The 24,564-nt window shown below is 68.2% G+C and carries 25 protein-coding genes and 1 pseudogene; 8 read left to right on the top strand and 18 right to left on the bottom strand.

The genetic code is table 11. The annotated features are described in order from the left end of the window. The first annotated feature begins 32 nt into the window (after window positions 1-32). Both ACWDUN_RS12515 and ACWDUN_RS12520 read left to right on the top strand, forming a co-directional pair. Window positions 33-377, top strand: a complete 345-nt coding sequence (locus tag ACWDUN_RS12515; protein WP_449928969.1) for an STAS domain-containing protein — start codon at window positions 33-35, stop codon at window positions 375-377. 74 nt (window positions 378-451) lie between these two features. Beyond that, the gene (locus ACWDUN_RS12520) at window positions 452-3,211 is read left to right on the top strand and encodes a helix-turn-helix transcriptional regulator (protein WP_449928971.1); all 2,760 of its coding nucleotides are present in this window, start codon (window positions 452-454) and stop codon (window positions 3,209-3,211) included. Between the two features lie 62 nt (window positions 3,212-3,273). On the opposite strand, the gene ACWDUN_RS12525 is transcribed toward ACWDUN_RS12520, so the two are convergent. The 7 genes from ACWDUN_RS12525 to ACWDUN_RS12555 form a co-directional block, all read right to left on the bottom strand. After that, window positions 3,274-3,927 carry a nitroreductase gene (locus tag ACWDUN_RS12525; protein WP_449928973.1) on the bottom strand — a complete coding sequence of 218 codons (654 nt, stop codon included), beginning with the start codon at window positions 3,925-3,927 and terminating at the stop codon, window positions 3,274-3,276. Beyond that, window positions 3,924-4,673, bottom strand: coding sequence for an SDR family oxidoreductase (locus tag ACWDUN_RS12530; RefSeq protein WP_449928975.1), 750 nt, complete (start codon window positions 4,671-4,673; stop codon window positions 3,924-3,926). Before ACWDUN_RS12530 ends, ACWDUN_RS12525 begins: the two co-directional genes overlap by 4 nt. Before the next feature lie 66 nt (window positions 4,674-4,739). Further along, on the bottom strand, window positions 4,740-5,153 hold the full coding sequence (locus ACWDUN_RS12535) for a cupin domain-containing protein (RefSeq protein ID WP_449928977.1): 414 nt from the start codon (window positions 5,151-5,153) through the stop codon (window positions 4,740-4,742). Window positions 5,154-5,294: 141 nt separating this feature from the next. Continuing rightward, a complete protein-coding gene (locus ACWDUN_RS12540; protein WP_449928979.1) occupies window positions 5,295-5,420 on the bottom strand; it encodes a hypothetical protein in 126 nt (41 codons plus the stop codon). A 45-nt stretch (window positions 5,421-5,465) separates the two neighbouring features. Continuing rightward, a complete protein-coding gene (locus tag ACWDUN_RS12545) occupies window positions 5,466-6,659 on the bottom strand; it encodes a DUF7373 family lipoprotein (RefSeq protein ID WP_449928981.1) in 1,194 nt (397 codons plus the stop codon). A gap of 38 nt (window positions 6,660-6,697) precedes the next feature. Continuing rightward, entirely contained in the window at window positions 6,698-7,396 is a 699-nt protein-coding gene (locus ACWDUN_RS12550; protein ID WP_449928982.1) for a TetR/AcrR family transcriptional regulator, read from the bottom strand. Continuing rightward, complete coding sequence (locus ACWDUN_RS12555; protein WP_449928984.1) at window positions 7,393-8,643, bottom strand: FAD-dependent monooxygenase; 1,251 nt, start codon at window positions 8,641-8,643, stop codon at window positions 7,393-7,395. Before ACWDUN_RS12555 ends, ACWDUN_RS12550 begins: the two co-directional genes overlap by 4 nt. Before the next feature lie 83 nt (window positions 8,644-8,726). On the opposite strand from ACWDUN_RS12555, the gene ACWDUN_RS12560 reads away from it, so the two are divergent. After that, window positions 8,727-9,239, top strand: coding sequence for a DUF4334 domain-containing protein (locus ACWDUN_RS12560; protein WP_449928986.1), 513 nt, complete (start codon window positions 8,727-8,729; stop codon window positions 9,237-9,239). A gap of 11 nt (window positions 9,240-9,250) precedes the next feature. Here ACWDUN_RS12560 and ACWDUN_RS12565 read toward each other — a convergent pair whose 3' ends face one another. From ACWDUN_RS12565 to ACWDUN_RS12575, 3 genes are all read right to left on the bottom strand, one after another. Continuing rightward, window positions 9,251-10,732, bottom strand: a complete 1,482-nt coding sequence (locus ACWDUN_RS12565) for a serine/threonine-protein kinase (protein ID WP_449928988.1) — start codon at window positions 10,730-10,732, stop codon at window positions 9,251-9,253. Window positions 10,733-10,796: 64 nt separating this feature from the next. Then, the gene (locus tag ACWDUN_RS12570; RefSeq protein WP_449928989.1) at window positions 10,797-11,606 is read right to left on the bottom strand and encodes a cutinase family protein; all 810 of its coding nucleotides are present in this window, start codon (window positions 11,604-11,606) and stop codon (window positions 10,797-10,799) included. A 57-nt stretch (window positions 11,607-11,663) separates the two neighbouring features. Next, a complete protein-coding gene (locus ACWDUN_RS12575) occupies window positions 11,664-12,593 on the bottom strand; it encodes a cupin domain-containing protein (RefSeq protein ID WP_449928991.1) in 930 nt (309 codons plus the stop codon). An 81-nt stretch (window positions 12,594-12,674) separates the two neighbouring features. Between ACWDUN_RS12575 and ACWDUN_RS12580 the strand changes: the two genes are divergently transcribed. The 3 genes and pseudogenes from ACWDUN_RS12580 to ACWDUN_RS12590 all read left to right on the top strand — a co-directional run. Continuing rightward, window positions 12,675-13,505, top strand: coding sequence for an NAD(P)H-binding protein (locus ACWDUN_RS12580; RefSeq protein ID WP_449928993.1), 831 nt, complete (start codon window positions 12,675-12,677; stop codon window positions 13,503-13,505). Beyond that, window positions 13,493-13,921 carry a pyridoxamine 5'-phosphate oxidase family protein gene (locus ACWDUN_RS12585; RefSeq protein WP_449928995.1) on the top strand — a complete coding sequence of 143 codons (429 nt, stop codon included), beginning with the start codon at window positions 13,493-13,495 and terminating at the stop codon, window positions 13,919-13,921. Before ACWDUN_RS12580 ends, ACWDUN_RS12585 begins: the two co-directional genes overlap by 13 nt. Window positions 13,922-14,097: 176 nt before the next feature. Next, a pseudogene (locus ACWDUN_RS12590) lies at window positions 14,098-14,685 on the top strand (AI-2E family transporter); the annotation flags it as partial. Here the strand turns inward: ACWDUN_RS12590 and ACWDUN_RS12595 are convergent. From ACWDUN_RS12595 to ACWDUN_RS12610, 4 genes are all read right to left on the bottom strand, one after another. Next, window positions 14,635-16,071, bottom strand: a complete 1,437-nt coding sequence (locus tag ACWDUN_RS12595) for a phospholipase D-like domain-containing protein (protein ID WP_449928997.1) — start codon at window positions 16,069-16,071, stop codon at window positions 14,635-14,637. The pseudogene ACWDUN_RS12590 and the gene ACWDUN_RS12595 overlap by 51 nt on opposite strands. A 13-nt stretch (window positions 16,072-16,084) precedes the next feature. Beyond that, on the bottom strand, window positions 16,085-17,080 hold the full coding sequence (locus tag ACWDUN_RS12600; RefSeq protein ID WP_449928999.1) for a glycoside hydrolase family 6 protein: 996 nt from the start codon (window positions 17,078-17,080) through the stop codon (window positions 16,085-16,087). A gap of 239 nt (window positions 17,081-17,319) precedes the next feature. Next, window positions 17,320-18,975, bottom strand: coding sequence for a DUF222 domain-containing protein (locus tag ACWDUN_RS12605; protein ID WP_449929533.1), 1,656 nt, complete (start codon window positions 18,973-18,975; stop codon window positions 17,320-17,322). 50 nt (window positions 18,976-19,025) lie between these two features. After that, window positions 19,026-19,559: a sigma-70 family RNA polymerase sigma factor gene (locus tag ACWDUN_RS12610; protein ID WP_449929001.1), complete on the bottom strand. Its 534-nt coding sequence runs from the start codon at window positions 19,557-19,559 to the stop codon at window positions 19,026-19,028. 629 nt (window positions 19,560-20,188) lie between these two features. Between ACWDUN_RS12610 and ACWDUN_RS12615 the strand changes: the two genes are divergently transcribed. After that, entirely contained in the window at window positions 20,189-21,295 is a 1,107-nt protein-coding gene (locus ACWDUN_RS12615) for a cellulase family glycosylhydrolase (RefSeq protein ID WP_449929003.1), read from the top strand. On the opposite strand, the gene ACWDUN_RS12620 is transcribed toward ACWDUN_RS12615, so the two are convergent. The 3 genes from ACWDUN_RS12620 to ACWDUN_RS12630 form a co-directional block, all read right to left on the bottom strand. Then, entirely contained in the window at window positions 21,292-21,555 is a 264-nt protein-coding gene (locus tag ACWDUN_RS12620; protein WP_449929005.1) for a hypothetical protein, read from the bottom strand. The two genes, ACWDUN_RS12615 and ACWDUN_RS12620, sit on opposite strands and share 4 nt — an antisense overlap. Window positions 21,556-21,675: 120 nt before the next feature. Beyond that, the gene (locus ACWDUN_RS12625; protein WP_449929007.1) at window positions 21,676-23,289 is read right to left on the bottom strand and encodes an ABC-F family ATP-binding cassette domain-containing protein; all 1,614 of its coding nucleotides are present in this window, start codon (window positions 23,287-23,289) and stop codon (window positions 21,676-21,678) included. After that, complete coding sequence (locus tag ACWDUN_RS12630; protein WP_449929009.1) at window positions 23,286-23,489, bottom strand: zinc-ribbon domain-containing protein; 204 nt, start codon at window positions 23,487-23,489, stop codon at window positions 23,286-23,288. The genes ACWDUN_RS12625 and ACWDUN_RS12630 overlap by 4 nt, the downstream gene beginning before the upstream one ends. Window positions 23,490-23,521: 32 nt before the next feature. On the opposite strand from ACWDUN_RS12630, the gene ACWDUN_RS12635 reads away from it, so the two are divergent. Next, complete coding sequence (locus ACWDUN_RS12635) at window positions 23,522-23,986, top strand: GNAT family N-acetyltransferase (RefSeq protein ID WP_449929011.1); 465 nt, start codon at window positions 23,522-23,524, stop codon at window positions 23,984-23,986. On the opposite strand, the gene ACWDUN_RS12640 is transcribed toward ACWDUN_RS12635, so the two are convergent. Continuing rightward, complete coding sequence (locus ACWDUN_RS12640) at window positions 23,964-24,539, bottom strand: TetR/AcrR family transcriptional regulator (RefSeq protein WP_449929013.1); 576 nt, start codon at window positions 24,537-24,539, stop codon at window positions 23,964-23,966. The two genes, ACWDUN_RS12635 and ACWDUN_RS12640, sit on opposite strands and share 23 nt — an antisense overlap. Window positions 24,540-24,564: the final 25 nt, after the last annotated feature.

Raw genomic sequence — 24,564 nt, forward strand, 5'->3', positions numbered from 1 at the left:
CATCGGCGACATCCCCTTCGAGTGAGGCTGCCATGACAGACACACTCTCCAGCGAAGTGCCACTCAACTTCACCCGTCACCTCCGCATGGAGACCCACTGGCGGGATTTCGATCTCGCCGTGGTCCTGGTGACCGGTGAGGTCGATGCGGCCAACGCTCACGAGGTGCTCGACTACGCGCTGAGCAAGGCACTGCTGTGCAGGCGCATGGTGCTCGACCTGACACATGTCGACTTCTTCGCCTGTGACTGCTATCAGATGCTCACCACCCTGCGAGGCCGGTGCCTGATGGCCGATGTGGATCTGAGCATCCAGACCGGCCCCGTCGCGGGCCGCATGGTGCAGGTGTGCGAACAGGCCGCCGCGTCCCGGACGTGAACGCCGGATAGGACAGCACGCGCGCACGCCGGTCACGATGCCCCGACTCGGGGGTCGTGAAAGGATTCACCTCGATGAGCGCGCTTGCCGGCCGGGTCGCCGAATGCCGAGTTCTGGTCGACATGCTTGCGCGCGTGCGCGCCGGTGCCGGCGAGGCGCGGGTCCTGCTCGGCCAGGCCGGCGTCGGCAAGACCGCGCTCCTGGACCACCTCCGCTCGAGCGCCGACGGTTTCACGCTGCTCGCAGCGACCGGCATCGAGTCCGACATGGAGTTGCCGTTCGCCGGACTGCAGCAGGCCTGCGCACCGATCCTGCAGTCGCGGCACGCGCTGCCCGTCCCGCAGCGCGCCGCGCTGGAAAGCGCCTTCGGCCTCAGCGACGCCGCTCCCAACCCGGATCGCTTCCTGGTCGGTCTCGCGGTCGTGGGCCTGCTCTCGGCGGCCGCTGCGGAACGGCCGGTGCTGCTGGTGATCGACGACGTGCAATGGCTGGACACGGTATCGGCGCAGACATTGTTCTTCGTCGCACGCCGACTGCCCGCCGCACCGGTCTGCCTGGTGCTGGCCCTGCGTACGCCGATCGACGGGATCACGGGCCTGCCCGCCATGGCGGTCGACGGCCTCGACGACGAAAGCGCTCGGCAACTGCTGGCGACGGCGTTCCCCGGCCGGCTGGACCCGGCCGTGCGTGACCGCATCATCGCCGAGGCGCGGGGCAATCCGCTTGCGCTGTTGGCGATCTCACAGGGACTTTCCGCGGTCGAGCTGGCCGGGGGCTATCAGCGCCCGGACCGTCGTCCGGTGATCGCCGAGATCGAGGACCGTTTCCTGTCCACCGTGCGGGCGCTGCCCAAGGACTCCCGTCGCGTGCTGCTGCTGGCCGCATCCGAGCCGGTGGGCGACCCGGCGCTGCTGCGGCGCGCGATGGACATCCAAGGGTTACCGGCCGCGGCCGCCATCGCCGCCGAGGATGCCGGGCTGATCACCGTCGACACCAGGGTGCAGTTCCAGCATCCGCTGGCGCGCAGCGTCGCCTATCGGTCGGCCACGATCGAGGAGCGGCGCGCCGCCCATGGTGCACTGGCCGATGCCACCGACCCCGCCGTCGATCCGGACCGCAGGGCCTGGCATCGCGCGCTGGCCACCGTCGATGTGGACGCTGCGGTCGCCGACGAGCTGGAGTCCTCCGCGCGCCGGGCTCGGCAGCGCGGCGGAACCGCAGCGGCCGCAGCTTTTCTGACCCGGGCCGTGGAGCTCACCCCGGACCCTGCCACGCGCGGCGCCCGCGCGCTCGAGGCCGCCGAGGCCCATCGCGAGGTCGCCTCGTTCGAGGCCGCACGCCAACTGCTGGCGACTGCCCAGCTCAATCCGCTCTCCGAACTCCAACTCGCCCGGCTGGCACAGCTGAGCACCCGGCTGGACTTCGTGGCGGCCCGCGCCGGCGGTGACGCGCAGGCCCTGCTCGCGACCGTCGACCGGTTCCACTCCGTAGCAGCGCAATTGGAGTCCCTGGACGTCGACCTGACAGTGGAGGCGTACCTGGAGGCGATGAGTGCGGCGATGTACGTCGGGCGCCGCGGTGACGCGAAGGCCGCCGAGATCGGGGCCGCCGCGCGGAAGGCCTTCGCCGGCACCGACTCGACGCGCCCACTCGACGAGGTCACCCGGGCGCTGGCCGATCGGTTGGCGCTGGGCGCGCAGGCCGCCATGCCGGCGGTCCGCGCCGCGCTCGAATCGTTGAAGCAGGCCGGTCGGGACGAGGTGACGGGGCGGGGCTCCCAGTGGTTCTGGCTCGGGTTCCCGATCGTGCACGAATCACTGATCCATGAGGCCTGGGATGACGAGGGCTGGCGCGAGATCTCGTCGTGCGCCGTCCAGTTGGCCACCGAGCGAGGGGCGCTGGCCATGCTGCCCGCCGCGCTGCTCTCCCGTGCCGGGGCTCAGATGGAGGCCGGCGAACTGGCATCGGCCCGCGAGCTGGTCGCCAAGGCCCACGAGATGTCGGTGGCGACCGGGTACACACCGCCGCGCTACCACAAGCTCGTGTTGTCGGCATGGTGCGGTGACGATGCCGAGGCGACCCGACTGATCACCGCCGCGCTGAAGGACAGCACCGCACGGGGCGAGGGGCGGATCACCGGACTGGCGCACTACGCCGCGGCGGTCCTGCACAACGGCAAGGGGCAGTACCCCGAAGCACTGCAGGCCGGACTGCAGGCCTTCGCCTATGAGGATCTCGGCTTCTTCAGTGAGCTGCTGCTGGAGATCATCGAGGCCGCCGCCCGCTGCGATGAACCGGAACGCGCCACCGAGGCGATGCAGCGGTTGGAGGCCCGCACCCTGGCCGGCGGGACCCCGCGCGCGCTCGGGTCGCTGGCGCGTTCCCGCGCCCTGCTCGCCGAGGGACCGGCGGCCGGTGACCTCTATGTCGAGGCGCTGGACCATTTCGGCCGCACCCGGCTGGCGGCGCACGTGGCCCGCACCCGGCTGCTGTACGGAGAGTGGTTGCGCCGCAACCGCGCCGCCAAGCAGGCGCGCGAGGAGCTGCGCACCGCGCACGAGGCGCTGCACCGCATCGGCGCGGCGGGATTCGCCGAACGGGCGCGCCGCGAGTTGCAGGCCGCCGGCGCCAAGACCCGTAAACAACCGACGGCGGCCGGTGACGCGCTGAGTCCCCAGGAGCAGCAGATCGCGGAACTGGCCGGCAAGGGCCTGACGAATCAGGAGATCGCCGGCCAGCTGTTCATCAGCGCTCACACTGTCGAGTATCACCTGCGAAAGGTGTTCGCCAAGTTGAACATCCGCTCTCGTCGGGAGCTCAGGCTCCGTTACTGAAGTGCGCGTTGATGCTCGACGGCCTCGACCTCGGCGTCGGAGTGTTCGACATGGTCCTGCTCTCAGTCGTTCACGACCACGACGTTGTGTGAGATGTCGTTGCGCGGGACGGTCAACTTGTTGGCCGGAAAGTCCGGATCGGCGTAGCCGATGCTGAGCCCGCACAGGATGTTCAGTTCCTCGGGAATGGCGAGTTGTTCGCGCACGATGTCCGGATACAGCGTGGTGGCGACCTGGACACAACTGTCGATGCCGCGGTCGGTCAGCGCCAGCAACAGGGTCTGCACGAACATGCCGACTCCCAGGGCGTCGGCCATACCGAGATCGCGGTGCATGCACACGATTCCGGCGACGGGTGCGCCGAAGAACTCGAAATTTCGCAGCTGGGCGGTCCAGCGGGCCTCGCTGTCATCGCGGGCCACACCCATCGAGCCGTACACCATGGCGCCCAGTTCCCGGCGCCGACCGGCGAAGACCCCCGGTAGATCGAGGCTGGCCGGTGGATTGGCCCGCGCCTCGGCCGAGAGCGCCGCGGCCAGTTTGTCCCGGCGTGCACCGGTGGCCAAGAACACTTGCCACGGTTGCACATTGGAGTTCGACGGCGCCCGCATGGCCAGCGCCAGCGATTCCTGCAGCAGCTCGTCGGGAACCGCTCGGTCCGGCAGGAACAGTCGCGAAGAGTGCCGACGCTGCACCACCTCGGTCAGGGTGCTCATCGGGCGGCCAGCCAGTCCGCGAGCCTGGTCGGGGCCAGCTCCGCGCCGTCGCCGGTGACCAGGCTGGTCTCGGTGACGGGGGTGCCGAAGTAGGTGGCGGCCGCGTCGGTGCCGATCGTGAGGTCGGCGCTGTTGGGCAGCACCAGTTCGACCATCTGGGCGAACGTCATCTTCTCCGGTCCGCCGACATCATGGATGTCATCGATGGGCGCCTCGGTGGCCAGCCGCGCCAGCACGGCGATCACCTCGGCCGCGGCGATCGGCTGGATCAGCGCGTCGGGGGCATGCACCTCGTCGCCGGTGACCAGTGAGCCGGCGATCAGTTCGGTGAACTCATGGAACTGAGTGGCCCGCAGGATCGTGTACGGCACACCCGATCGGGTGATCGTGTTCTCCTGCACCACCTTTCCGCGCAGGTATCCCCCGCCGTGCAGACCGTCCACCCCGACGATCGACAGCAGGATGTAGTGCCCCACACCGGCCTTCTTCGCCGCAGTGCTGATATTGGCCGAGGTGGCGGTGAAGAAGGCCAACGCGGCCTCGTCCTCCATGGTCGGGGAATTCAGCACGTCGATGACGACATCGGCGTCGGCCAGGGCCTCGTCCAGGCCGGTGCCCAGGGCGGCGTCCACTCCGGTGCGCCGCGACGCGGCGGTGACCTGATGTCCGTTGGCGGTCAGCAGATCGACCAGCGGTCCGCCGATCTGACCGGTGGCGCCCAGGACGGTGATCTTCTTGGTGGTCATGAGGTGTTCTCCTTCAGAATGTCCGAGTGACGGTTTGACGATGGGTTCTCGTGCGCCGACAGGCTCTTACTGGTCGACCGTCAGAACCCGGCGGTTCTTGCGGGCCTCGAGCTCGTCGTCCTCGACGAGGACGAACATCTGCTCGCCGGGCGTGCAGAGCATGGTCACCAGGAATTTCAGCGGGATGTCGTCGCGGTGGTTGCCGTCGGAGTAGTGGATGACGTCACCGCCGGGCTCCCAGAAGGCCTCCCCGGCCTTGATCACCCGGGGTGCCTCGCCCTCCAGTTCGAAGAGCATCTCGCCTTCCAGGACGTAGCCGAAGCAGGGGCCGCCGGGATGCCGATGCGGCGGCGCGCCCTTGTCGCCGGGGCCCCATTCGATGATCGCGGTCATGGCGTGGGCGTCGGTGGGGATGAACGGCGGCTGCACGCCCTGGATGACGTTCATGGCCTTGGCGAGCTTCTCGAGCACGTCTGACATGGTGTTTTCCTTCCCGGTGGGCTTCGATGCCACAACGATCGCACCGGGGAAGGCGGCCCAGAATCACGGAAAACCCGTAGTCACTTCCGAGCGGAAGCGACTACGGGTTTCCGTTGTCGTGAAGGTGTGCGGCGCGGCGGGTCAGTCCGTGTCGTCGCGCTCTTCCGGCGCGTCGGTGGGCAGGGCCTCCGCACCCGGGGTGGCGGGGATGTCGAGAACTTCTGCGTGGTCGGCCTGGATCTGTGTCGGTTTCGGGTCGTCTGTCATGGCGTGGGCGTACCCGGCATCGTCGATGGCTAATCCGGGTGCGAGTCAGCCGGCCGTCAGCAGGATGTACTGGGCCGCGGTGAGTTGGTGCACATTCGGCAGAGCATCTCCGTTCACCTCGATCGCGTGGTCGCCGGCCAGCGCGACACAGTAGAAGGCCTTGCCGCGGGTGGCGCAGTGGCTCTCCGGGAGGTTGGGCACCGCGGCGGCGGCTTCGCCGCCGTACAGGATCTCCTTGCTGAAGGCGTTGACGATCATCAAGGCCGACCCGGGGTTTCGGGCCTGATAGACGTTCGCAGCGCCCATCGCCACGGTCTTGACACCGGTGTCGGTGAACAGGGTCTTGGACTCGGGCGGATTGGTCTGGAAGTGCATGGCGCCGCGCGCGCTGTAGACGGCGTTCTTGGTCGAACTCGGGTTGGTCTCCACCGGAACCGTTCTGGCCAGCAGGCCGGTCGGATCCAGCTCGACCTGGCCCAGGGCCTCGGGGGCGGCCGGGACGAAATCGTCGAGGCGCGGTGCCTGGGCGTCGATGACCTCGGCCGCCAGCGACGCGGCGGTGTCGAGGCCGTCCGCGGACTGGACGAGTTGCATCAACACATACGGACCGTGCGGCGTGAAGGATCGGATGACCGCCCATTCCCTGTCCGACCCGGTCGGGGTGAAGGGGTAGGTGGACGCCGCCGCCTCGGGGTGGCCGGGGATGTCCACCGGTGCCGGCGCGACACCGCGGATCGACTGTGCGGCGGTGGCCGTGTTCATGGCAGCCGACGCCGCCGCGGCCGCCCCGGGATCGGGAAACCGCAGCACCGCGTTGATCATCACGTGCTTGTCGGCGGCCTCGCGGGCGGAGGCGAAACCGTTGATCATGCCGTGGTTGGCCGCCTGCTGCGCGACGCTGTCGGGAGAGAACTGGGACAGCGTCGTGGGGGTGTCCAACAGGTAGTACGTGCTCAGGTACGGCTCGATCAGTTCGGGATCGGCTTCCCACGGCCCGACCACGTGATCGGCCAGGCGTTGTGCGTCGACGACCGTTCCGGTCTTCGGGTCACCGGCCTGCCCCAGTGGGGGTCGCGGTGTCGTCGGGTAGGTGCCCGCGTCGAGTTGGGCGGGGCTGACGATCGGCGGCAGTGGGGTCTGCGGCGTCTGGGCGGCCGGGCCGCCGGGCGCCGTGTCATCGGGAGCGGAGCACGCGGCGAGCATGCATGCGGCGACGGCGAGCACACCGATTCTGTTCACGCACCGACCCTAGCCGCCGCGCCCGGACAGCCGCGGTGCTACTTGGAGATTATCTGCAACACAACGGATCTACCGCGTTCGAGGAAGGCGATCCCGTCGGCGGCCACCTGGCGCATCTGGGTCCTGGTGGGACGTTCGGGGCCGAGCAGCGCGGTGGTCGAGCGGCCCAGCACGTCGGCGGTGTCGACGGCCGACGGGCCGCGTTCGGCATCGAGCAGCAGAAAGCCCCGGTACAGCGCCATCAGGGCGTGAACCTGATCGTCGGTGTCCCAGTCGGTGCGGGCCAGCGCGTTGTGCCGCCAGGACGGCAGCAGCGTGTTCAGCAACGCATCGGGTCCGAGTGCTTCGACGAGGGCCGCCGAACGCGGATCATCGGTGAGCGCACCGAGCAGGTCGTCGTCATTGCGCAGCATCGCCCGGACGAACGGCCGGTGCGCCGCCCGCTGCATCAACGCCGGGAACAGCCGCGAAGGTCGCGCCAGGTCCGGGTCGTCGTGCAGGTCGGTGATGAATTGTCCGGCCAGGTCCAGGAAGTCGCGACCGATCAGACCCAACAGCAGGTCGGCCTTGCTGGTCCAGTACAGGTAGACGGTGCCCTTGCCGACGTGTGCCTTCTGGGCCACGTCGGCGACGGTGACCGCCCTGCTGCCGCGGCGCTGCAGCAGTTCGTCGGCGGCGGCCAGGATGCGGGCCGCCGTCGCCGAGTGCGTTTCGGGGAGTTCGGGCACGACCCTCATACTTCCGCATGCCGCAGATCGCGGAGCGCCTTGGCCGTGATATCGGCGGTGCGCACCTCGACCGCGCGTGCGGTGATCTTGCTCAGGATCCGCCGGCCCGCGGCGAAACGGGTCAGCACCGACATCGCCCGGCGCAACCGGATCTGTTTCGGGGCGTCGGGCACGAAGAACTGGCGCTGCTGCAGCCCGACGGCCTGGTATTCGCTGATGTAGGGCCGCAGTGCGCGTTCCCAGTCGGCGAGCACAGCGGGTACGTCGGCGGAGCTGCGTTCCAACAGCTCGCCGAGCAGATCGGCGCCGATCAACCCCGCCGAGACGCCCATGCCGGCGTAGAGCGTGACACACCATGCGGAGTCGCCGAGCAACAGCACGCGGCCGTTGTGCCAGCGGTCCATCTGTACCTGCTCGGCGGAGTCGTAGAGCACGTGCTCGGCGCGGTCCAGGGCATCCAGCACATCGCTGAGCGTCTCACCCAGCGGCCGGTCGGCGAAGATCTCGCGGATCCGCTGCGGCGCCGGGCGGGTGAACTCGGCGTCGACGTCGTCAGTGCGGTAGGAGATCATCACCGTCGGATTGTGGTCGGCGAACGCGAACACCCACATGGCCCGGTCGGGCTCGACCAGCTGCACGCTCATGCCGGGCTCCAAACCCGCAGGGGTACCGGGGAATTCGAAGGCGGCGATCATGTATCCGAGGCGGCGCAGATAGTTGCGGTGCGGTCCGAACGCCAGTGCCCGCACCGAGGAGCGCAGACCGTCGGCACCGATTACCAACTCGAAGCGTTCGGTGACCGACGCTCCGGTGACGGTGTCGCGCAGCGTCACGTCGACACCGTCCGCGTCATGCTCGATCGCCGTCGGCACGGTGGCGTATCGGACCTCGACGTCGGCGGGAAGCGTCGCGTAGGCGGCGTTCTCCACATCACCGCGCAGCATCAACCACGGCCGGCCCGGGAGGTCGCGCATCGAGAAGGTGCGGTGCCGGTGTCCCTGCCGGTCCACCAGATAGCTCAGCCCTTCCGGATTGCGGTCGTGCAGATGCGGCAGGATCTCCAGCCGGTCCGCGGCAATCTTGCCGGCCCCGAACAACCCGATGAAGTAGCCGCCGCGGCGCCGCTCCGGTGAGCGTTCCACCACCACCGGCGTCCAGCCGGCCCTGTGCAACCGGGCCGCCGCGGCGATACCGCTGACACCCATGCCGACCACCAGGGCCCGACGCCTGTCCGATCCGTTCTCGTTTGTGTTCATACTGACCATAATCGTCAAACGGTCAGTTTGATTCGCGAGAAGCGCTGCAATGCCGGACATACACTCTAGGACTGACCAGATGGATGATCTGGTCAGTGGTGTGCGTTGCCACCGGCATGGAGATGACACAACACAACCTGGCGGCCGCATTCGACGCGCTGCCGCCGGTCACCATCGACGCACTCCGCGGTCTCTGGCGTCCCGACACGAGCTATGCCGAGACCCCGGGCGGTCGCGTCCTGTTGGAAAGTGGTTGGTACGGCATGCGGTTCACCGACAGCGAGTCGGTGGATCCGTTGTTGTTCCGGACGGCCGACGGGACGGGATTGTTCGCCGCGGATCTGTCCAAGGTGCTCGAAGTGCTGACTCAGGGCCCGGCCGATATCAGCATGCACCGCGAGATCGTGGCGGCCCACGGCCCGACCGCACGACTGCGGATGGTGCACTATCGCGGCGTCACGAGCGCCACCTTGATCTATGACCGCGTCCCGATCATGGACTACATCCGCGCCGTCGACGCGGACACCGTGGTCGGCGCCGTCGAGGCGCGCGGGACGGTCGAGGCACCGGTCTACGCCGTGCTGCGGCGGGCCTGACACCTACCGGCTCAGGATGCCTCGCCGTACTCCAACGCCGGTTCCGCGGAGTCGATCCGGCCGTTGCTGGAGATGGTCAGCATCCCCGGCCGCACCTCGTAGCGGGCACCGTCGTCGGGATTGACCGCGACGAATCCGTCCCCCGAGCGCCGCGCGTCCGGCAATCGGAGGTTGGCGCCGTCGCGCAACCTCTCGCCGCGGTAGTAGTAGTCGCCGGCGGAGGTCTCGCAGATGATCGCCAACGACGCCGCCGTACGGATCAGCGCCGCCGGGGTGCTGGAGTTGTCGCACCGCGCGGTGTGCCCGACGAAACCCTGCGAATCCGTTCCGGACACACCGGTGACCGCGGGTGTCGTCGATGTCGTGGTCGTCGACGGGGCCGGCGTCGAGGACGGCACCGCCAACTGCGACCGCGTCGGGGTGCCGTCGTCACCGCCGAACACCAGAGCCGAGGCCAGTGCGCCGGCGATGGCGAACAACCCGACCGTCGCGCCCGCCAGTGCCCAGCGGCCCGAGACACCCGGGCGGATGCGCTGCGGTCGGGACTGCTGCGGAAGGGGCGTCACCACCGACGGGTGCGGGTTCGGATGGACGGCCGAGTACTGCCGGGTCGAGGGCGGTGCCACCGCGACGGCGGGCGCGGCGACCGGCTGGACACCGTCGACGGCCGATGCCGCGGCGCACGCCAGATCCCCGGCCGTGCGGAATCGCTCGGCGGGATTCTTGGCCATCCCGCAGGCGATCACGTCGTCGAAGCCGCGGCTGACACCGCGGCGCATGATGCTCGGACGTGGCGGCGCGGAGAACATGTGCGCCGCCAACACCTGGCGCACGTCACCGGTGGCGAAGGGCTCCAGTCCCGTCAGCGATTCGTAGAGCACGCAGGCCAGCGAATAGATATCGGCGGGCGGGCCGCCACGATCACCGTTGAACCGCTCGGGCGCCATATAGGCGCTCGACCCGACGACCAGACCGGTCGAGGTCACGGCGGGCTCGCCACCGGCGTGGGCGATGCCGAAGTCGACCAGATAGGCGAAGTCGTCGGAGGTCAACAGGATGTTCTCGGGCTTAATATCGCGGTGGACCAGGCCGTTGGCATGCGCGGCGTCCAGCGCCGTGGCCACCTGCCTGATGATCGACACCGCGCGCTGCGGTGCGAGCGCACCCACCGAGGTCAGGACCTCTTTGAGGCTGGGCCCCTCCACCAGCCGCATGTCGATGTAGAGGACACCGTCGATTTCGCCGAAATCGTGCACCGGGATGATGTGCGGTTCCTGCAGCCGCGCGGCCAGCCGCGACTCCCGCCGGAAACGTTCCTGGAAGCTGCGATCGGCGACGAGATCGGGCCGCAGCAGCTTGATCGCCACCATGCGCTCACGCGCGGTGTCATAGGCGCGGTACACCTCGCCCATGCCGCCGACACCGATCACCGACCGCAGTTCGTAGGGTCCGAACCGGGTGCCCAGTCGAGAGCCGCCCTTCACGGAGCCCACATGCCATCCTTTCGTTCGAGATCACTGCCGACGGATAGTCTTCCCGTCCCGCCACGATCCCTAACTAGGTCAACGGCAACGGAGCTGCCACCGAGTTCATCACCAGTTGGTACAGCGGCGCACCCCATGCGTGCGGACCGCTCGTCGCCGGCTCGTAGGCGGTGTGGATGGCGATCGAGGAGGCCGGGACCTCTTCCAGCTCGGCGTTGTAGTCGCACACCGGGTCGCCCACATCGCAGACGCTGACCGTGCGGGCGCCCATCACCGGATCCAACGGGGAGGTGTCCGTGGAGGCCAGGAAGGAGTGCTCCTGCGCGACACCCTTGCCTGCGCCGGCCAGACCGGCCGTCGACCCCATGTTGATGGTCGTATCGGTGGGCAACCGGTCCCCGTCGGCGACCAGCAGCGCCGCGGCCACCTGCGGGTTGTCGGCCAGGTCATGCAGGTTGCGGTGCACCACCATGGCGCCCTGGGAATAGCCGGCCAGCACCACCTTGGTCTGCGGGCACCGCGCGGTGAACGCCTCGAGCTGCTCGGCGGTGGCGTCGGTGCCGTCCTCGACACTGTCCATGAAATCCATCCAGCCGCCCAGTCCGCCGGCCAGCGGCACCGGCGCGGCCGGATACTGCACGGCCTCGGCGGTCATGGTCTTGCCGCTGGCCGCGAGTTCGGTGCTGAGCTGCTGATACGACGCGTAGACCACATCACCCATACCGGCGTTGGCGGTCAGTTGGGCGCCGTCGCGCTGGCCGGATCCGGCCGCGCCGATCCAGTGCACGTCCGCGCAGGCCGGCTCGGCAGCGGCGGTGCCCGCCACGGGCCCGACGAGTGCGGCGGCGGCCAGCGCGGCCGCCGCTGTCAGACGAATGATCACGCGGTCTATATCGCGTCGCGGTGCGGCAGGTGTTACCGCCGCAGACGATGATCCCGGTCACGCATGGGCGAGGCGGCGGAACTCGGTGGGGCTGACACCGCGCACCCGCTTGAACGCCGAACTGAAGCCGAACGGGTCGGAGTAGCCGACCGTGCGGGCCACCTCGGCGACCGTGGTCCGGGTCTCGACCAGCATGTCGGCGGCCAGCGTCATGCGCCAGCGGGTCAGATAGGTCGACGGCGGTTCGCCGATCAGTTCGGCGAACCGTTTTGCCAGCGTCGAACGGGCCACCCCGGCGCTGTCGGCCAGCGAGGCCACCGTCCACGGTGCGGCGGGTTCGGCGTGCAGCAGCCGCAACGCGGCCCCGACCACCGGGTCGCGTTGGGCCGCCCACCAGGCCGGCGGACGGCCGCCGGGCCGGTCGAACCACGCACGCAGGGTGCACACCAGCATCCAGTCCAACAGCCGGTCCAGCACGACCTGCTGACCGGGGGCGTCGATGGCGACCTCGGCGGCCAGATGCTCCAGCACCGCATCGCCCTCGGCGCCGCAGGGCACCCGTAGCACCGCGGGCAACTCGTCGAGCAGGCGCCGGCTGATCTCGCCGCGCACCGGGTACGCCCCGACGATCAACGTCGTCGCGTCCGAGCCGCGGTCGCCGAAGTCGTTCCAGCCCAACCGATATCGGGTGCCACCGTATTCGGGCACCGCGCATTCCTCGCCGCATGCGATGGGTTCGGCGGCGGTGCCCACTTCGTCGACGAAGCGGAAGGTCTGCGGTCCGTGCACGATCACCGTGTCCCCGGGTAGCAGCGGCTCCGACGCGCCGCGCTCGGTGACTATCCAGCCCCCGCCGGTCAGCACCGTGCACAGCGTCAACGGGGCGCCGTCGACGAAATGCAGCGACCACGGCGCGGTCAGGGTCGATCCGCCGAACAGCGATCCGTTCGCACGGACTCCACGGAACAGGTCGCCGAACGCATCCATAACCGCCAGGTTAGAGGAATGGACATGTATTGCGGCTTTTCACCCATGGAAATGTCCGCGCCACGCGCCTTGAATGAAGCCATGGACAACATCACCTTGGTTCTCGGCGCTACCGGCAAGACCGGTCGGCGCATCGTTCCGCGGCTGCGGTTGCGCGGGGTGCCGGTGCGCGCGGCCTCCCGGTCCAGCCGCACCAGCGTCGACTGGTCCGACCCGGCGACATGGGACCCCGCGCTGGCCGGGGTCGACACGATCTACCTCGTCGCGCCCCCGTGGCCGGGTCCGGCGCACGAGTTCGTCGCCCGGGCCGAGGCCGCCGGGGCGCGACGCGTGGTGCTGCTGTCCGGACGGGGCGCGGACGACTGGGGTGATTCCGCCTTCGGCCTGGACATGCGGGATGCCGAGGCGGCCGTGCGCGCTTCGACGCTGGACTGGACGATCCTGCGGCCCAACAATTTCGCCCAGAACTTCGACGAGGATGTGTTCCATGCCCCGCTGCTGGCCGGGGAGTTGGCATTGCCCGCCGGTGACGTACCGGAACCGTTCATCGATATCGATGATGTCGCCGAGGTCGCGGTCCTGGCGCTCACCGAGTCCGGCCACAGCGGCAAGGTGTACGAATTGAGCGGACCACGACCGGTCCGCTTCGACGAGGCCACCGAGATGATCGCGCGGGCAACGGATCTGCCGATGACCTACAAGCAGCTGAGCGCGGATGAGTATGTCGCCGCACTGGTCGACGCCGGCGTCCCCGAAACCGATGCCGAACACGTGGCGGCGATGTTCACCCTGATGGCCGGCGGCGGCATCGCGGACACCACCGACGGGGTGGCCACGGTCCTCGGGCGGGAGCCGCGGACCTTCGAGGAGTACGTCGCCCGCGCCGCGGCAGCGGGTGCGTGGGCCCGGTGAGCGCACTGCAGCCCTCGGATGTGGAGCTCCTGCGGCGCCCCCTGTACGGATTCCTCACCGTGGCGGGTGGTCCCGATCCGGCGCAGCCGCGGCCCGTGTGGTTCGAGCTGACCGCCGAGGGCGCGATCCAGTTGTTCACCGGTCCGGACACCGTCAAGATGCGGCGCCTGCGACGCGATGCACGGGCATCGATCGTGGTGACCGCGCCCGTCGGTGAACGCGAACACTGGGTCTCGATTGCCGGCCCGGTCACCGTCGAGGCCGACGGCGCAACGGATTTGGCGAGCAGGCTCGCGGGCCGGTACTGGGACCTCGACGACCCGGCGCGGGCCCGCGACCTCGCGGCGATGCAGTCCGAGGACTTCGTGCGGGTCGTCATCCACCCGGAGAAGGTGAGTCGTTACGTCATGGATTGACGGTCCGGTCCATGCACTCGGCCGGCCGTCGCCGCAGGAAGGCGCGCGCAGGTAGTAGATCGGGTCACCTCCGGTCAGTCGAGCAGAACCTGCTGACTCACTCTCCAACTGTTCGACGAACGAGAACGACCGAATCCGACAACTGTGTTCGCCTGGAATTGGCCCACTGGTCGGCGCTGTTCATGGCGGTGGATGCGACGAGCTACGCCCGTCGGCTCTCGATCCTGGAGGACGATCGGCCACGGCTGGTGCAGGCGCTGCGCGACTTCACTCACGGCACGCGCGAATACCTGGTGGTGTCAACCGTTTTCGGATTGATAGTGGCGATCTTCGACGTCATTGCGCTCTGGATCATCGGTATCCCGCTGCCCATCCTGTGGGGCCTGCTGGCATTCATCACCAACTACATCCCCAACATCGGGTTCGTGCTGGGGCTGGTGCCACCGGCCTTGCTCGGTCTGCTGGAGGGCGGGCCGGTGACGATGATCATCGTCATCGTCGTCTACAGCATCATCAACTTCGTCATCCAGACCGTGATCCAGCCCAAGATCGTCGGCGACACCGCAGGCTTGTCGGTCACCCTCGCCATGGCCTCGCTGATCTTCTGGGGCTGGGTGCTGGGCGCGCTCGGAGCCCTGTTGGCGATCCCGCTGACGCTGCTGGCCAAGGCGTTGCTGGTGGACACCGACCCCTCGGCGCGGTGGATGAACCTGCTACTGACCAGCAAGCCCACCGAGGAACCGGCGGGCGCTCCACGCCAGTGACCTCGGTACCCGGTCGGGATCCATCAGATCGTTCTCGGCAAGCCGGCTCGCCTCACCGGCCACCTCGTCGACGGTGAGTGGCCGCAGCGTCCGGCCCTCACCCCGCAGGCGCTCGACCGCCCCCAGGAACGAACCGCCCTCTGTCAGTTCGGAATCGAACACGTCTGGTGCGACGCCGAGATGCTCGCAGATCAGCTGCCGCCGCAACCGGGTGATCAGTTGCGCGACGGTGCCGCCGTCGCGGGAGTCCAGGGCGATATCGCATTCGCTGTCGAAACCCAGCGATCGGTTGTTGAGGTTGGATGACCCGATGCGCAGCAGCCGGTCATCGATGATGACGACCTTGGAGTGCACGTAGATCGGGCGGTCCTTCTCGGTCACCGGCCAGTAGATACCGAGCCGGCCGTATTTGTCGGCGGCCCAGAGCTCCTCGACCCGCAACTTGCGGGCGCTGTCCATCGATTCCTGTTCGAGCCGACTCTCCGAGCGCCGCGGCAGCACGATGACGATCTCGGGTCCGTCGGGTTCCTGCAGACGCGCGACCAGCGCTTCGACCAGCGTGCGTGACGCCAGATATTGGTTCTCCAGGTAGATCGTGTGTCGTGCGGCGCCGATGGCGGCGAGGTTCAGTGACTCGATCTCGCGGACTTCCGGGCGGTCGGGCAGCTGCGGCCGGGTTCGGGCGATGCCGACCTCGACGTCGCGGATGTCGGCGTCGAGGCCGCGAGGCCAGACACCGTGGTTCACCTGTAGCGGTTCCAGGGCACGTCCGGTGGCGGCTTCCCAGCGGTCACGCGCCAGTTGCGCCAACGCCTGCGCCGCGGCTCCGTCGACGGCGGCCGCCACCTCGTGGCGCGGCCCGTAGGTCTTGCGGAACTTGTTGTCATCCAAGTGGGCCGGAGTGTCCCACCGCTCGAGCGTCAGGTCGATGCCACCGCAGAACGCCACGGCATCGTCGATGGCGATGATCTTCTGGTGATGCACCGCGCCGGTCGGGTGGGCGCCGTCGACCGCGAACCGGATGCGCCGCACGCTGATCCGATTGAGCAATGCCACCGGTGTCAGGCCGTACCAGAGGTCATCGAAAACCGGCAGCAGACGCAGGTTGGACTTGAGGACGTAGATCTGCAGCCCGGGCCGCTTCCACAGCAGCCAGTACAGCAGCGGGCCCAGCTGGTTGGGACCGGGCAGCGTCGTGTGGTCGGGCTCGAATGTGGTGCGCGAGTCGAAGTCCCAGCCGATCAGGATGATGCGCTTGCGGGCACGCAGCATGGCCGCCTTGGCGTGGCGCAGGTAGTCGGCGCCGTCGACGATGTAGGCGAACCGATCGGCGTGCGCCACCTGCCAGCAGGTCTGACCTGCGACGAGTAGGCCGTCCGCCGTCATGCCGACAAGTGTTCTACAGACCCGCGTTCCGGGCCAGATCGATGGCGTATCGGTTGACGAACGTTCCGGCGCTCGGCTCGCCACGGTCACATGATCCGTCGGACTCTCCGACGCGCTTGACCCATAGATAGGCGTCGACCTTGGGGCTGGCGGTCGCCGTGGTCGGCGGGACGCCGAGCGCTCGGCCCGGCGGGTTGCACCAGCTCAGCGGGCTGTCGGGCGCGGGGCCGGCACCGTTGCGCGACGTGTCGATGACGTAGTTCGCCCCGCCGGTCATCCCGGAGATGGCCTCGCCATATCCGATCTGCTCCTCGGTGGTGTAGTAGTTCGTGGTGTTGAGGCTGAACCCGCGGGCCTTGTCGATGCCGACCTGGTTGAGCCGGTTGGCCATCTCGCCGGCCTCGGTCCAGCGGGAGTGGCCCGCGTCGATATAGACGGCGGCGGCGGGGTCGCGGGTGAGGGTGTCCACGGCGTAGCGGATGAGGTCGAACCGCTCCTGACGCTGGTCGGCGGTCAGACAGTCGGCCATGGCCAGCGCGTCGGGCTCCAGGATGATCGCTGCCGGCGCGGTGCCCAATCCGGCGGAGATGGCGTCGATCCACTCGCGGTAACCGTCGGCCGAGCCGAAGCCGCCCGCGGCGAAGCTGTAGCAGTCGCGGTGCGGCAGTGCGTAGATCGACAGAACCGGGGTGGCGCCGACAGCCTGCGCGGCACCGATCAGCTTGCTGACCGTGCCCGACACGGTGGATGCCGGGAAGGCCTGATCCAGCCAGTAGGCCTGCGGGGTGTTGGCGACGTAGTCCAGCTGCGGGGTGCCGGGTGACGCCTGCGCCGCACGCATCGCCTTGGAGATCGGGTCGACGTAGAAGGGCCTACCGGCCAGCGGGTTCGCCTCGCTGGCCAAACGGACCTCCGGTGCGGGTGCGGGCGTGAGACCGAGGCCGACGACGGCGGCCACGGCGAACAAGGGGGCGAGCCACCGCGCGGCGGTGCCAGCAGCTGAGGACATCACGATCACAAAAGTTAGTGCGGCTCGGTGACGATCGCCAATCGCTGAGGCGCTGGTCAGCGGGCTTTTCAGCACTCGGCAAAGCCGCGGTCGGGTCTCAGCGAGCGCACCACGTGCTCACTCGGCGATTGCCGGGCCGGGCTCAGCAACCTGCCGACGTCAATTTGCGGCGCGTCACATCCGCACCACTGGCCGCAGATATCTTCGCCGGCCGGCGGAAAACCGCCACCACCGCTTGCTCAGGGGCCGCGCACGGCGGTGCCGCCGTGGCAGTGGTCGGCGGTGATCATCTGCCAGAAGTCGACATCTTCGGTGACCCTGCGCAGTTGTTCGAGGAGGGCATCATCGGTGAGATCGTCGTCGCCTGGGTAGTAGTCGACGAGGTCGGCATGGATGTCGGATCCGACAGCTTCCGCCGCGCGTTCGTCGTCGAGGTAGGCCATCGCCGCCAGGTAGGCCCGAGCGGCCTGGGCCTGCAGGTCTTCATCGTCGATCTGCAGGTCGTCGTCGCTCGCAGCTCTTGGCAACGATTCTTCGTGCCGCACCAGCAGTTCGGGGCGGTGGTAGTAGTTGATGCGGGCCTGGCCGTGATCCAATGCCGGTGGTGGGTGCCATTCGCATTCGCCGCGTTCGTTGAACGTCGTGGTGTAGCCGCCGTCCTCGTCGACCATGCGGTTGTCGCAGCCACACGCCAGCGTGAGTTCGTCGACGTTCGTGTTGCCGCCCTTGGCGAAATCGGCCCGGCCGTGGTGGGCCTGGCACTCATACGCCCCGGCAGTGCAGCACGGTTTGGTGCAGCCGCCGTCGCGTGCGATCAACATGATCCGCTGCGCGGGGCTGGCGGTGCGCCGGGCGCGGAAGTAGTTCAGTGCCGCACCGGTGGCCTTGTCGAAGATCGCCAGGTGGTGCGACGCGTGCGCGGCCATCCGGATGACGTCCTTGATCGGGATCTTCGTCCCGCCACCGGACACGCCGATCCCGGCGCGCGATTCCAGGTCCTGCAGGGTGGTGCGGATGATCACCGACACCGGTAGCCCGTTGAGCTGACCCAGATCGGTCATCAACGCGATGCGCCCGATCGCGATCATCGCATCGTGCTGGCGCTGGGCGACACTGCGGTGATCATTGTCGATCTGGGCCTGGGTCGGGGTTCCGCTGGTGCACGGTTCATCGTCGTCGGGATTGCACATGCCCGGTGCGGCGAAGCGGGCCAGCAACGGTTCCCACACGGCCGCCGCTTCCGGGCTCAGATGCCCCGTGATCGCGGTGGTGCCGTCGCGGCGCTGGTTACCCAGGCTCACCCCGCGTTTGCGTTCACGTTCGGTGTCATCGGGTTCGGGTCCGTTCTGGTCGAGCAGGAACAATTTCACCGCGGCGGCATCGCGCAGTTCCTTCGGTCCGACCTGAACAGCAAGCTGCACCAAGGTGAGTTCGAACTCTTCACGGGTGGCGGTGTCGACGAACCCGGGCAGGTCGGCGACCGCGTCGCGCAGCACTTTCACGTGCTCGGCGGTGAGCAACCCGGCGGCCTGGGCCGCGGCCACGGCCTGCAGCACCGGCGGCAACGGCTGCCCGGTCAACGTGCGCCGCGGCCCCAGTTGCGCGGCCTCGCGCAGACGCCGGCCGGCTTCGGCGGTCGAGAGCCGCCACCGGATCCGCAGCACCGCGTTCCAGGATTTCGCGCCCATCTCCCGCGCCGTCGTCTCGGCCTGCAACCGGGACAAAAGTCGGTGCCACTGCGAGGGCAGCTGACACGTCAGCGTCTCGTACTCGTCCATCACCGCGATCACCTCGTCGCGGGTCAACGACGCGAGATCACACGCGGCGAACGCGTCGAAGGCGGCCCGTAACGCCGCTACCGCCTCCGCCCCCGTTGCCATGAATCGAACATATATTCGACCCCCGACAAGTTGAGCGAATCGGGGTTCTGGCAGGTCCGACCCGGCTATGCGGCCGCCAGCTGCGGCGGGGCCAGCGCGGCCCGCAGCAGCGTGCGGCCCCGATGCAACCGCGACAGCACAGTGCCCATCGGGGTCTGCATCAACTCGGCGATCTCGCGACAGCTGTAACCGTCGATCGCCGCGTAGCACAGGACGTCGCGGAATTGCTCCGGCAAAGCGGCCAGGGCCGTGGTGACCGCGTCATCGGGCATCGAATCCAGCACCTGCGCCTCGGCCGATTGCGCGCCGATCAGGCCCGGGACACCGAGTGCGGCGACATCATCGGTCAGGTATTCCGGGCGTCGCTGCGCCTTGCGGTAGTTGCCGATATGGGTGTTGCTCATGATCCGGAACAGCCAGGCCCTCAAGTTGGTCCCCTGCTGGAACGAGCCGAAGGCGGCGAACGCCTTGAGCAGAGTCTCCTGCACGAGCTCCTCGGCATCGGCGCTGTTGCGCGTCATCCGATACGCCCCGCGACGCAGCACGTCCAGGTGCTCGCGCACGTCACGTTCGAAGGCGGCGGTGAGAGTGTTGTCCATGGCAGTCCTTCTCGCATTCGGTGCGAACATCGGGTATGCCTGGAATCCTGCGGCGGATCAAGATCGAAGTCAGCACCGCTGACCCGAAACACCAGTTGCGGCCAGCGGTAGAACCGGCTACCCGCTAGCCGGTAGTCCCGGCTCGGCGGGTGCCGACGACCGGCGGGGTGCGAACTGCGCGCCCGACGGGTTCACGGCCTCAGGTCTCGCCAAACCTTCGGTACCGTCACGATTCGGTGACGGTATTGTGTTACCGCACAACGCCTTTGACCCGCAGTGCCGCTGTGTCGCGATCGTACCGACGCCGGCGCCGAATTAACCGCAATCCACACCCGCGCATTTTTACCTCGCAGCAAATTCGGCATCGCGCGTTGATACTTGCATACGAAAGTAGCTGTCACGACACCTGCCGCCGACTCGGCCGGGCCGGATTGCCACCGTCCGACACCCCGCCAGTGACATGGGCACCCTTTGCTGATCTTGATCGAGATCGTCGAGTTGAGCATTCGCTCAACCGCTTTCGTGGTGGCCACGACGGCGACCTCGGTCAGGTGCGGTGAAGCGCTTGTGCTGCTTACATGGAGCCCCGTCACAGCCGCACCCCGATCCGGACTGCCAGAGAGGCCGTCATGCCGTCCTTGCCGCTTCGCGCCTTCGCTCGCCGGGTACGCGTCGCCGTTCTCGTCGCGGTGATGTTGTTTGCGAGCTCGGTCGAAACGTCCGTGGCGCATGCCGCGGTGCCCGCCCGCATCGACACGTCGGCCGGCGCACTCGGCATCGCCGAGTCCAATCTGTACTTCATGACGCCGGCCGAGCTGGCGACCGCGATGCAGGCCTTCGAGCAGATGGGGGTCACCCAGATCCGGGTGTTCCTGCCGTGGCGGGCCATGGAGCCCAATCGTGGCGCGTACAACTGGACCATCGCCGACCGCATCCTCGACGCAGCCGCACAGAGGGGTATCGCGGTCGTCGGCGCGGTGACCAGCACCCCGATCTGGGCCTCCCGCAATGGTTTCTGGCTACCGAACGCCGCGCCGAACGACCCCGCCGACTATGCGAGGTTCATGACCCAGGTCGCCCTGCGCTACGGCTCGGCCAGCGCGAATCCGCGCATCGCCGCGTACGAGATCTGGAACGAACCCAACGCCAACATCGGGTGGTCGCCCGAACCCAACGTCGCGGGTTACACGGCGCTGCTCAAGGCGGCCTACACCGCGATCAAAGCGGTCGAACCGACCGCGCTCATCATCGGTGGGGTGCTCGGTGCCGGGCTGAGTTTCGGTACCTGGACCATCAATCCGGTCAGTTACCTGACCCAGATGTACGCCAATGGGGCACAGGGATACTTCGACGCGCTCTCATTCCATCCGTACAACTTCTCCAGCAGCTTCTCGGCCGGCATGCCGTATGCGAATACCCCGTACCGCCAACTGATGTCGTTGCGTCAGTTGATGGACGGCGCCGGCGACGCTGACAAACTGATCTGGACGACGGAGTACGGCGTGCCCACCTCGGCGGTGAGCGCGGCAACCCAGGCCGCGTGGATCGTCGACTTCGCCGACACCTGGTCGAGTCTCGACGGTGTCGGGCCCATGTTCATCTATTCGTTGTCCGACCGGCCCAACGAGACGCCGTGGGGCATCTACGACCGCAACTGGGTGGCCAAGCCGGCGGTGGAGGCCATTCGCACCTGGATTGCCGATCGCGGCGGGGTGCTGGAGAAGGCCAGCGGCTAGATGGCCCCCGGCGTCCCGGGCAGACTGAGTCCGCCGTCGACATTCGGCACCATCTGGCCCGAACCCGGCTCACCGAACGGCGCGTACGGACCGCCCGAGCAGATCGGCGAGAACGGTTCGGCCACGCAGGACGGGTCATCCGGGCTGGTCGGCGATCCGTGTGCGGTGGCGATCGCACCGGTGACGGCGAACCCTGCGAGCGCTGCCCCCGCCGCCAATGCACACATACCAGTAATCAGCATCAGACGCTCCTCAGCCATGTTTGCCCATCCGGGCCTCGACGCTTCATCGTCGCATGTGACGCGCGAAAAAGTCTCCGTTCCACAACGTTGCTACGCATGACGTCTGCGTCAATTCGTCCGTTCGCGGACGCGGCCGTCCTAGACCGTCCACTGCCGATTCAGCCGCACGTTGTCCCACATGCGCCGGTCATGCGTCACCAACAGCAGCGTGCCCTCATAACCGTCCAGCGCCTGCTCCAGCTGCTCGATGGCCGGCAGGTCCAGATGGTTGGTCGGTTCGTCGAGGACCAACACGTTGACACCGACCGCCTGCAGCAGCGCCATCCCGGCGCGGGTGCGCTCGCCCGGTGACAGGTCGTCGACCTCGCGTTCGACGTGATCTGCGCGCAGCCCGAACTTGGCCAACAGGGTCCGCACATCGGCGGTCGCCCAGTCCGGTACCCGCTGTTCGAAGCGATCGACGAGGCGACCGGTTCCGGTGAAATAGGCTCGGGCCTGGTCTATCTCACCGATCGCCACGTTGGCCGCCAGGCCGGCCCGGCCGTCGTCGGGTTGTCGGCGCCCCAGCAGCAGGCGCAGCAGTGTCGACTTGCCCGCCCCGTTGGGTCCGGTGATGCCGATCCTGTCGCCGGCGTCCACCTGTAACGACACCGGCCCCAGGACGAAATCTCCTTGTCGGGCAACGGCTTTGTCGAGCGTGGCGACGACGGTGCTGGACCGCGGCGCCGCCGCGATGGTGAACTGCAGGGTCCACTCCTTGCGGGGCTCCTCGACCTCTTCCAGCCGGGCGATCCGGCTCTCCATCTGCCGTACCTTCTGCGCCTGTTTCTCACTGGATTCGGTCTGCGCACGACGACGGTTCTTGTCGTTGTCGGGCGCCTTGCGCATCGCGTTGCGCACACCCTGGCTCGACCACTCACGCTGAACCCGGGCTCGCGCCACCAGATCAGCCTTGCGCCCGGCGAATTCCTCGTACTCCTGCCTGCGGTGTCGGCGGGCGACCTCGCGCTCCTCCAGATAGCTCTCGTATCCGCCGCCGAAGACGGTCGTCCTGTTCTGCGCCAGATCCAGCTCGAGGACTCGGGTGACGGTGCGCGCCAGGAACTCTCGGTCATGGCTTACCAGCACCACCCCGCCGCGCAGGTCGCCGACGAACTGTTCGAGCCGCGTCAGCCCGTCCAGATCCAGGTCGTTGGTGGGCTCGTCGAGCAGCACGATGTCGAATCGGGACAGCATCAGGGCGGCCAACCCGACTCGGGCAGCCTGGCCACCCGACAGCGCCGTCATCGCCGTGGATTCCGGGACGCCGGCCATACCGAGATCGGCGAGCACCGCGGGCAATCGTTCGTCGAGATCGGCCGCACCGGTGGCGAGCCAGTGATCCAGGGCCGCGGCATAGGCGTCTGCGCTCGCCGGCGCGTCCGACAGCGCCGCGGCCGCCTCCTCCATTGCCGTGGTGGCCGACGCGCATCCGGTGCGACGGGCGATGTAGGCGGCGATGGTCTCCCCCGGTACCCGCTCATGCTCCTGGGGTAGCCAGCCCACGAACGCGTCGGCCGGTGCCAGGCTGACCGTCCCGTCCAGTGGTGCCAACTCCCCCGCCAGGATGCGCAGCAGGGTGCTCTTACCCGCGCCGTTGGCGCCGACGACCCCGACGACGTCACCGGGTGCGACCGTCAGATCGACTCCGTCGAACAGGGTGCGATGCGCGAAACCGCCCGCGAGGTTCTTGGCGACGAGAGTCGCGGTCATGCGGCGATGCTCGCACCGCAGATGCCGCAGGTCTGGAATTCGCGGCGCTTCCACCGCGCGATCGGGATGAAGAACAGCGTGAACTGCTTGTACTGCCGCATCCGCGACCACTGCGTGGTGTTGTGACAGCGCGGGCAGGTCCGCATGTCGCCGGCGCCGAGGAGCTTCTGCTTGGTGCCGAAGCCGAAGATGAAGAGCACGCCTCCAGGGTAGAGAAGCTAGATTGCCGCCCGTGACCATCCGTCCGGCGACCATCGAGGATGCGACCGCCATCGAGACCATCGTGACCACCGCCTATGCGCCCTACGTCGCCCGCATCGGCCGCGAGCCCGCACCGATGACCGTCGACTATCGAGATCTGATCCACACCGCCGACAACACCCACGTACTTGTCGAAGGAGGCGCCGTGGTGGGGGTGCTGGTCATCGTCATGGCCGCCGATCATCTGCTGGTCGAGAATGTGGCAGTGGATCCCCGGCATCACGGCAAGGGGTATGGCCGGTTGCTGCTGAACTTCGCCGAAACCTCGGCGCGCCGAGCCGGTCTCACCGAGCTCCGGCTGTGCACCAATGCCGCGATGACCGAGAACCTGGCGTTGTATCCGCGACTGGGCTATGCGGAGGTCCGACGGCGCACCGAGCACGGATTCCACCGGGTGTTCTTCCGCAAGGACCTCATTCCGCCAGCACCGCGCTGACCGCGGCCTGCACGCCGTGACCCGCGGCGATGATCGGTTCGATCGAACGCAGGGTGCGGCAGAGCACGAAGGCGCCCTCCAGCGCGGTCAGGGTGATGAGGGCCAGATTCCGGCTCTGTTCGGCACTGATGTCGAGTTGGCCGAACCACTCGGAGATGCCGGCCAGCCACTTCTCGAAGACGGTGGCCGATTCGCGACGCAGCATCTCGTTGGTGCTGGCCACCTCCAGCGCGATCGTCTCGATGGAGCATGCCTCGTCGTAGCCCTGGGACTCCATCAGCCGGCCGGCATCCTCGAACAGCCGGACAATGCCGTCGGCCGGATCGGTGAGGGTGAGTTTGGCGCCGACGAACGCGCCGTAGCGGACCCCCTCGGCCCGGATCACCTCGGCACTGATGGCCTCTTTTCCGCCAGGAAAGTGGTGGTAGATCGATCCGAACGGCGCCCGGGCCGCAGCGGAGATCTGTTTGAGGCCGGTGGCCGACATGCCCTGGCGTCGGTAGAGCTCGGCCGTCGCCTCCAGAATCCGGTCCCGGGTACCCGGCTGCGCCATCCCGCTCCTCCTTGCGCCGTCTGGA

It is taken from the genome of Mycobacterium sp. NPDC003323, assembly GCF_053589535.1.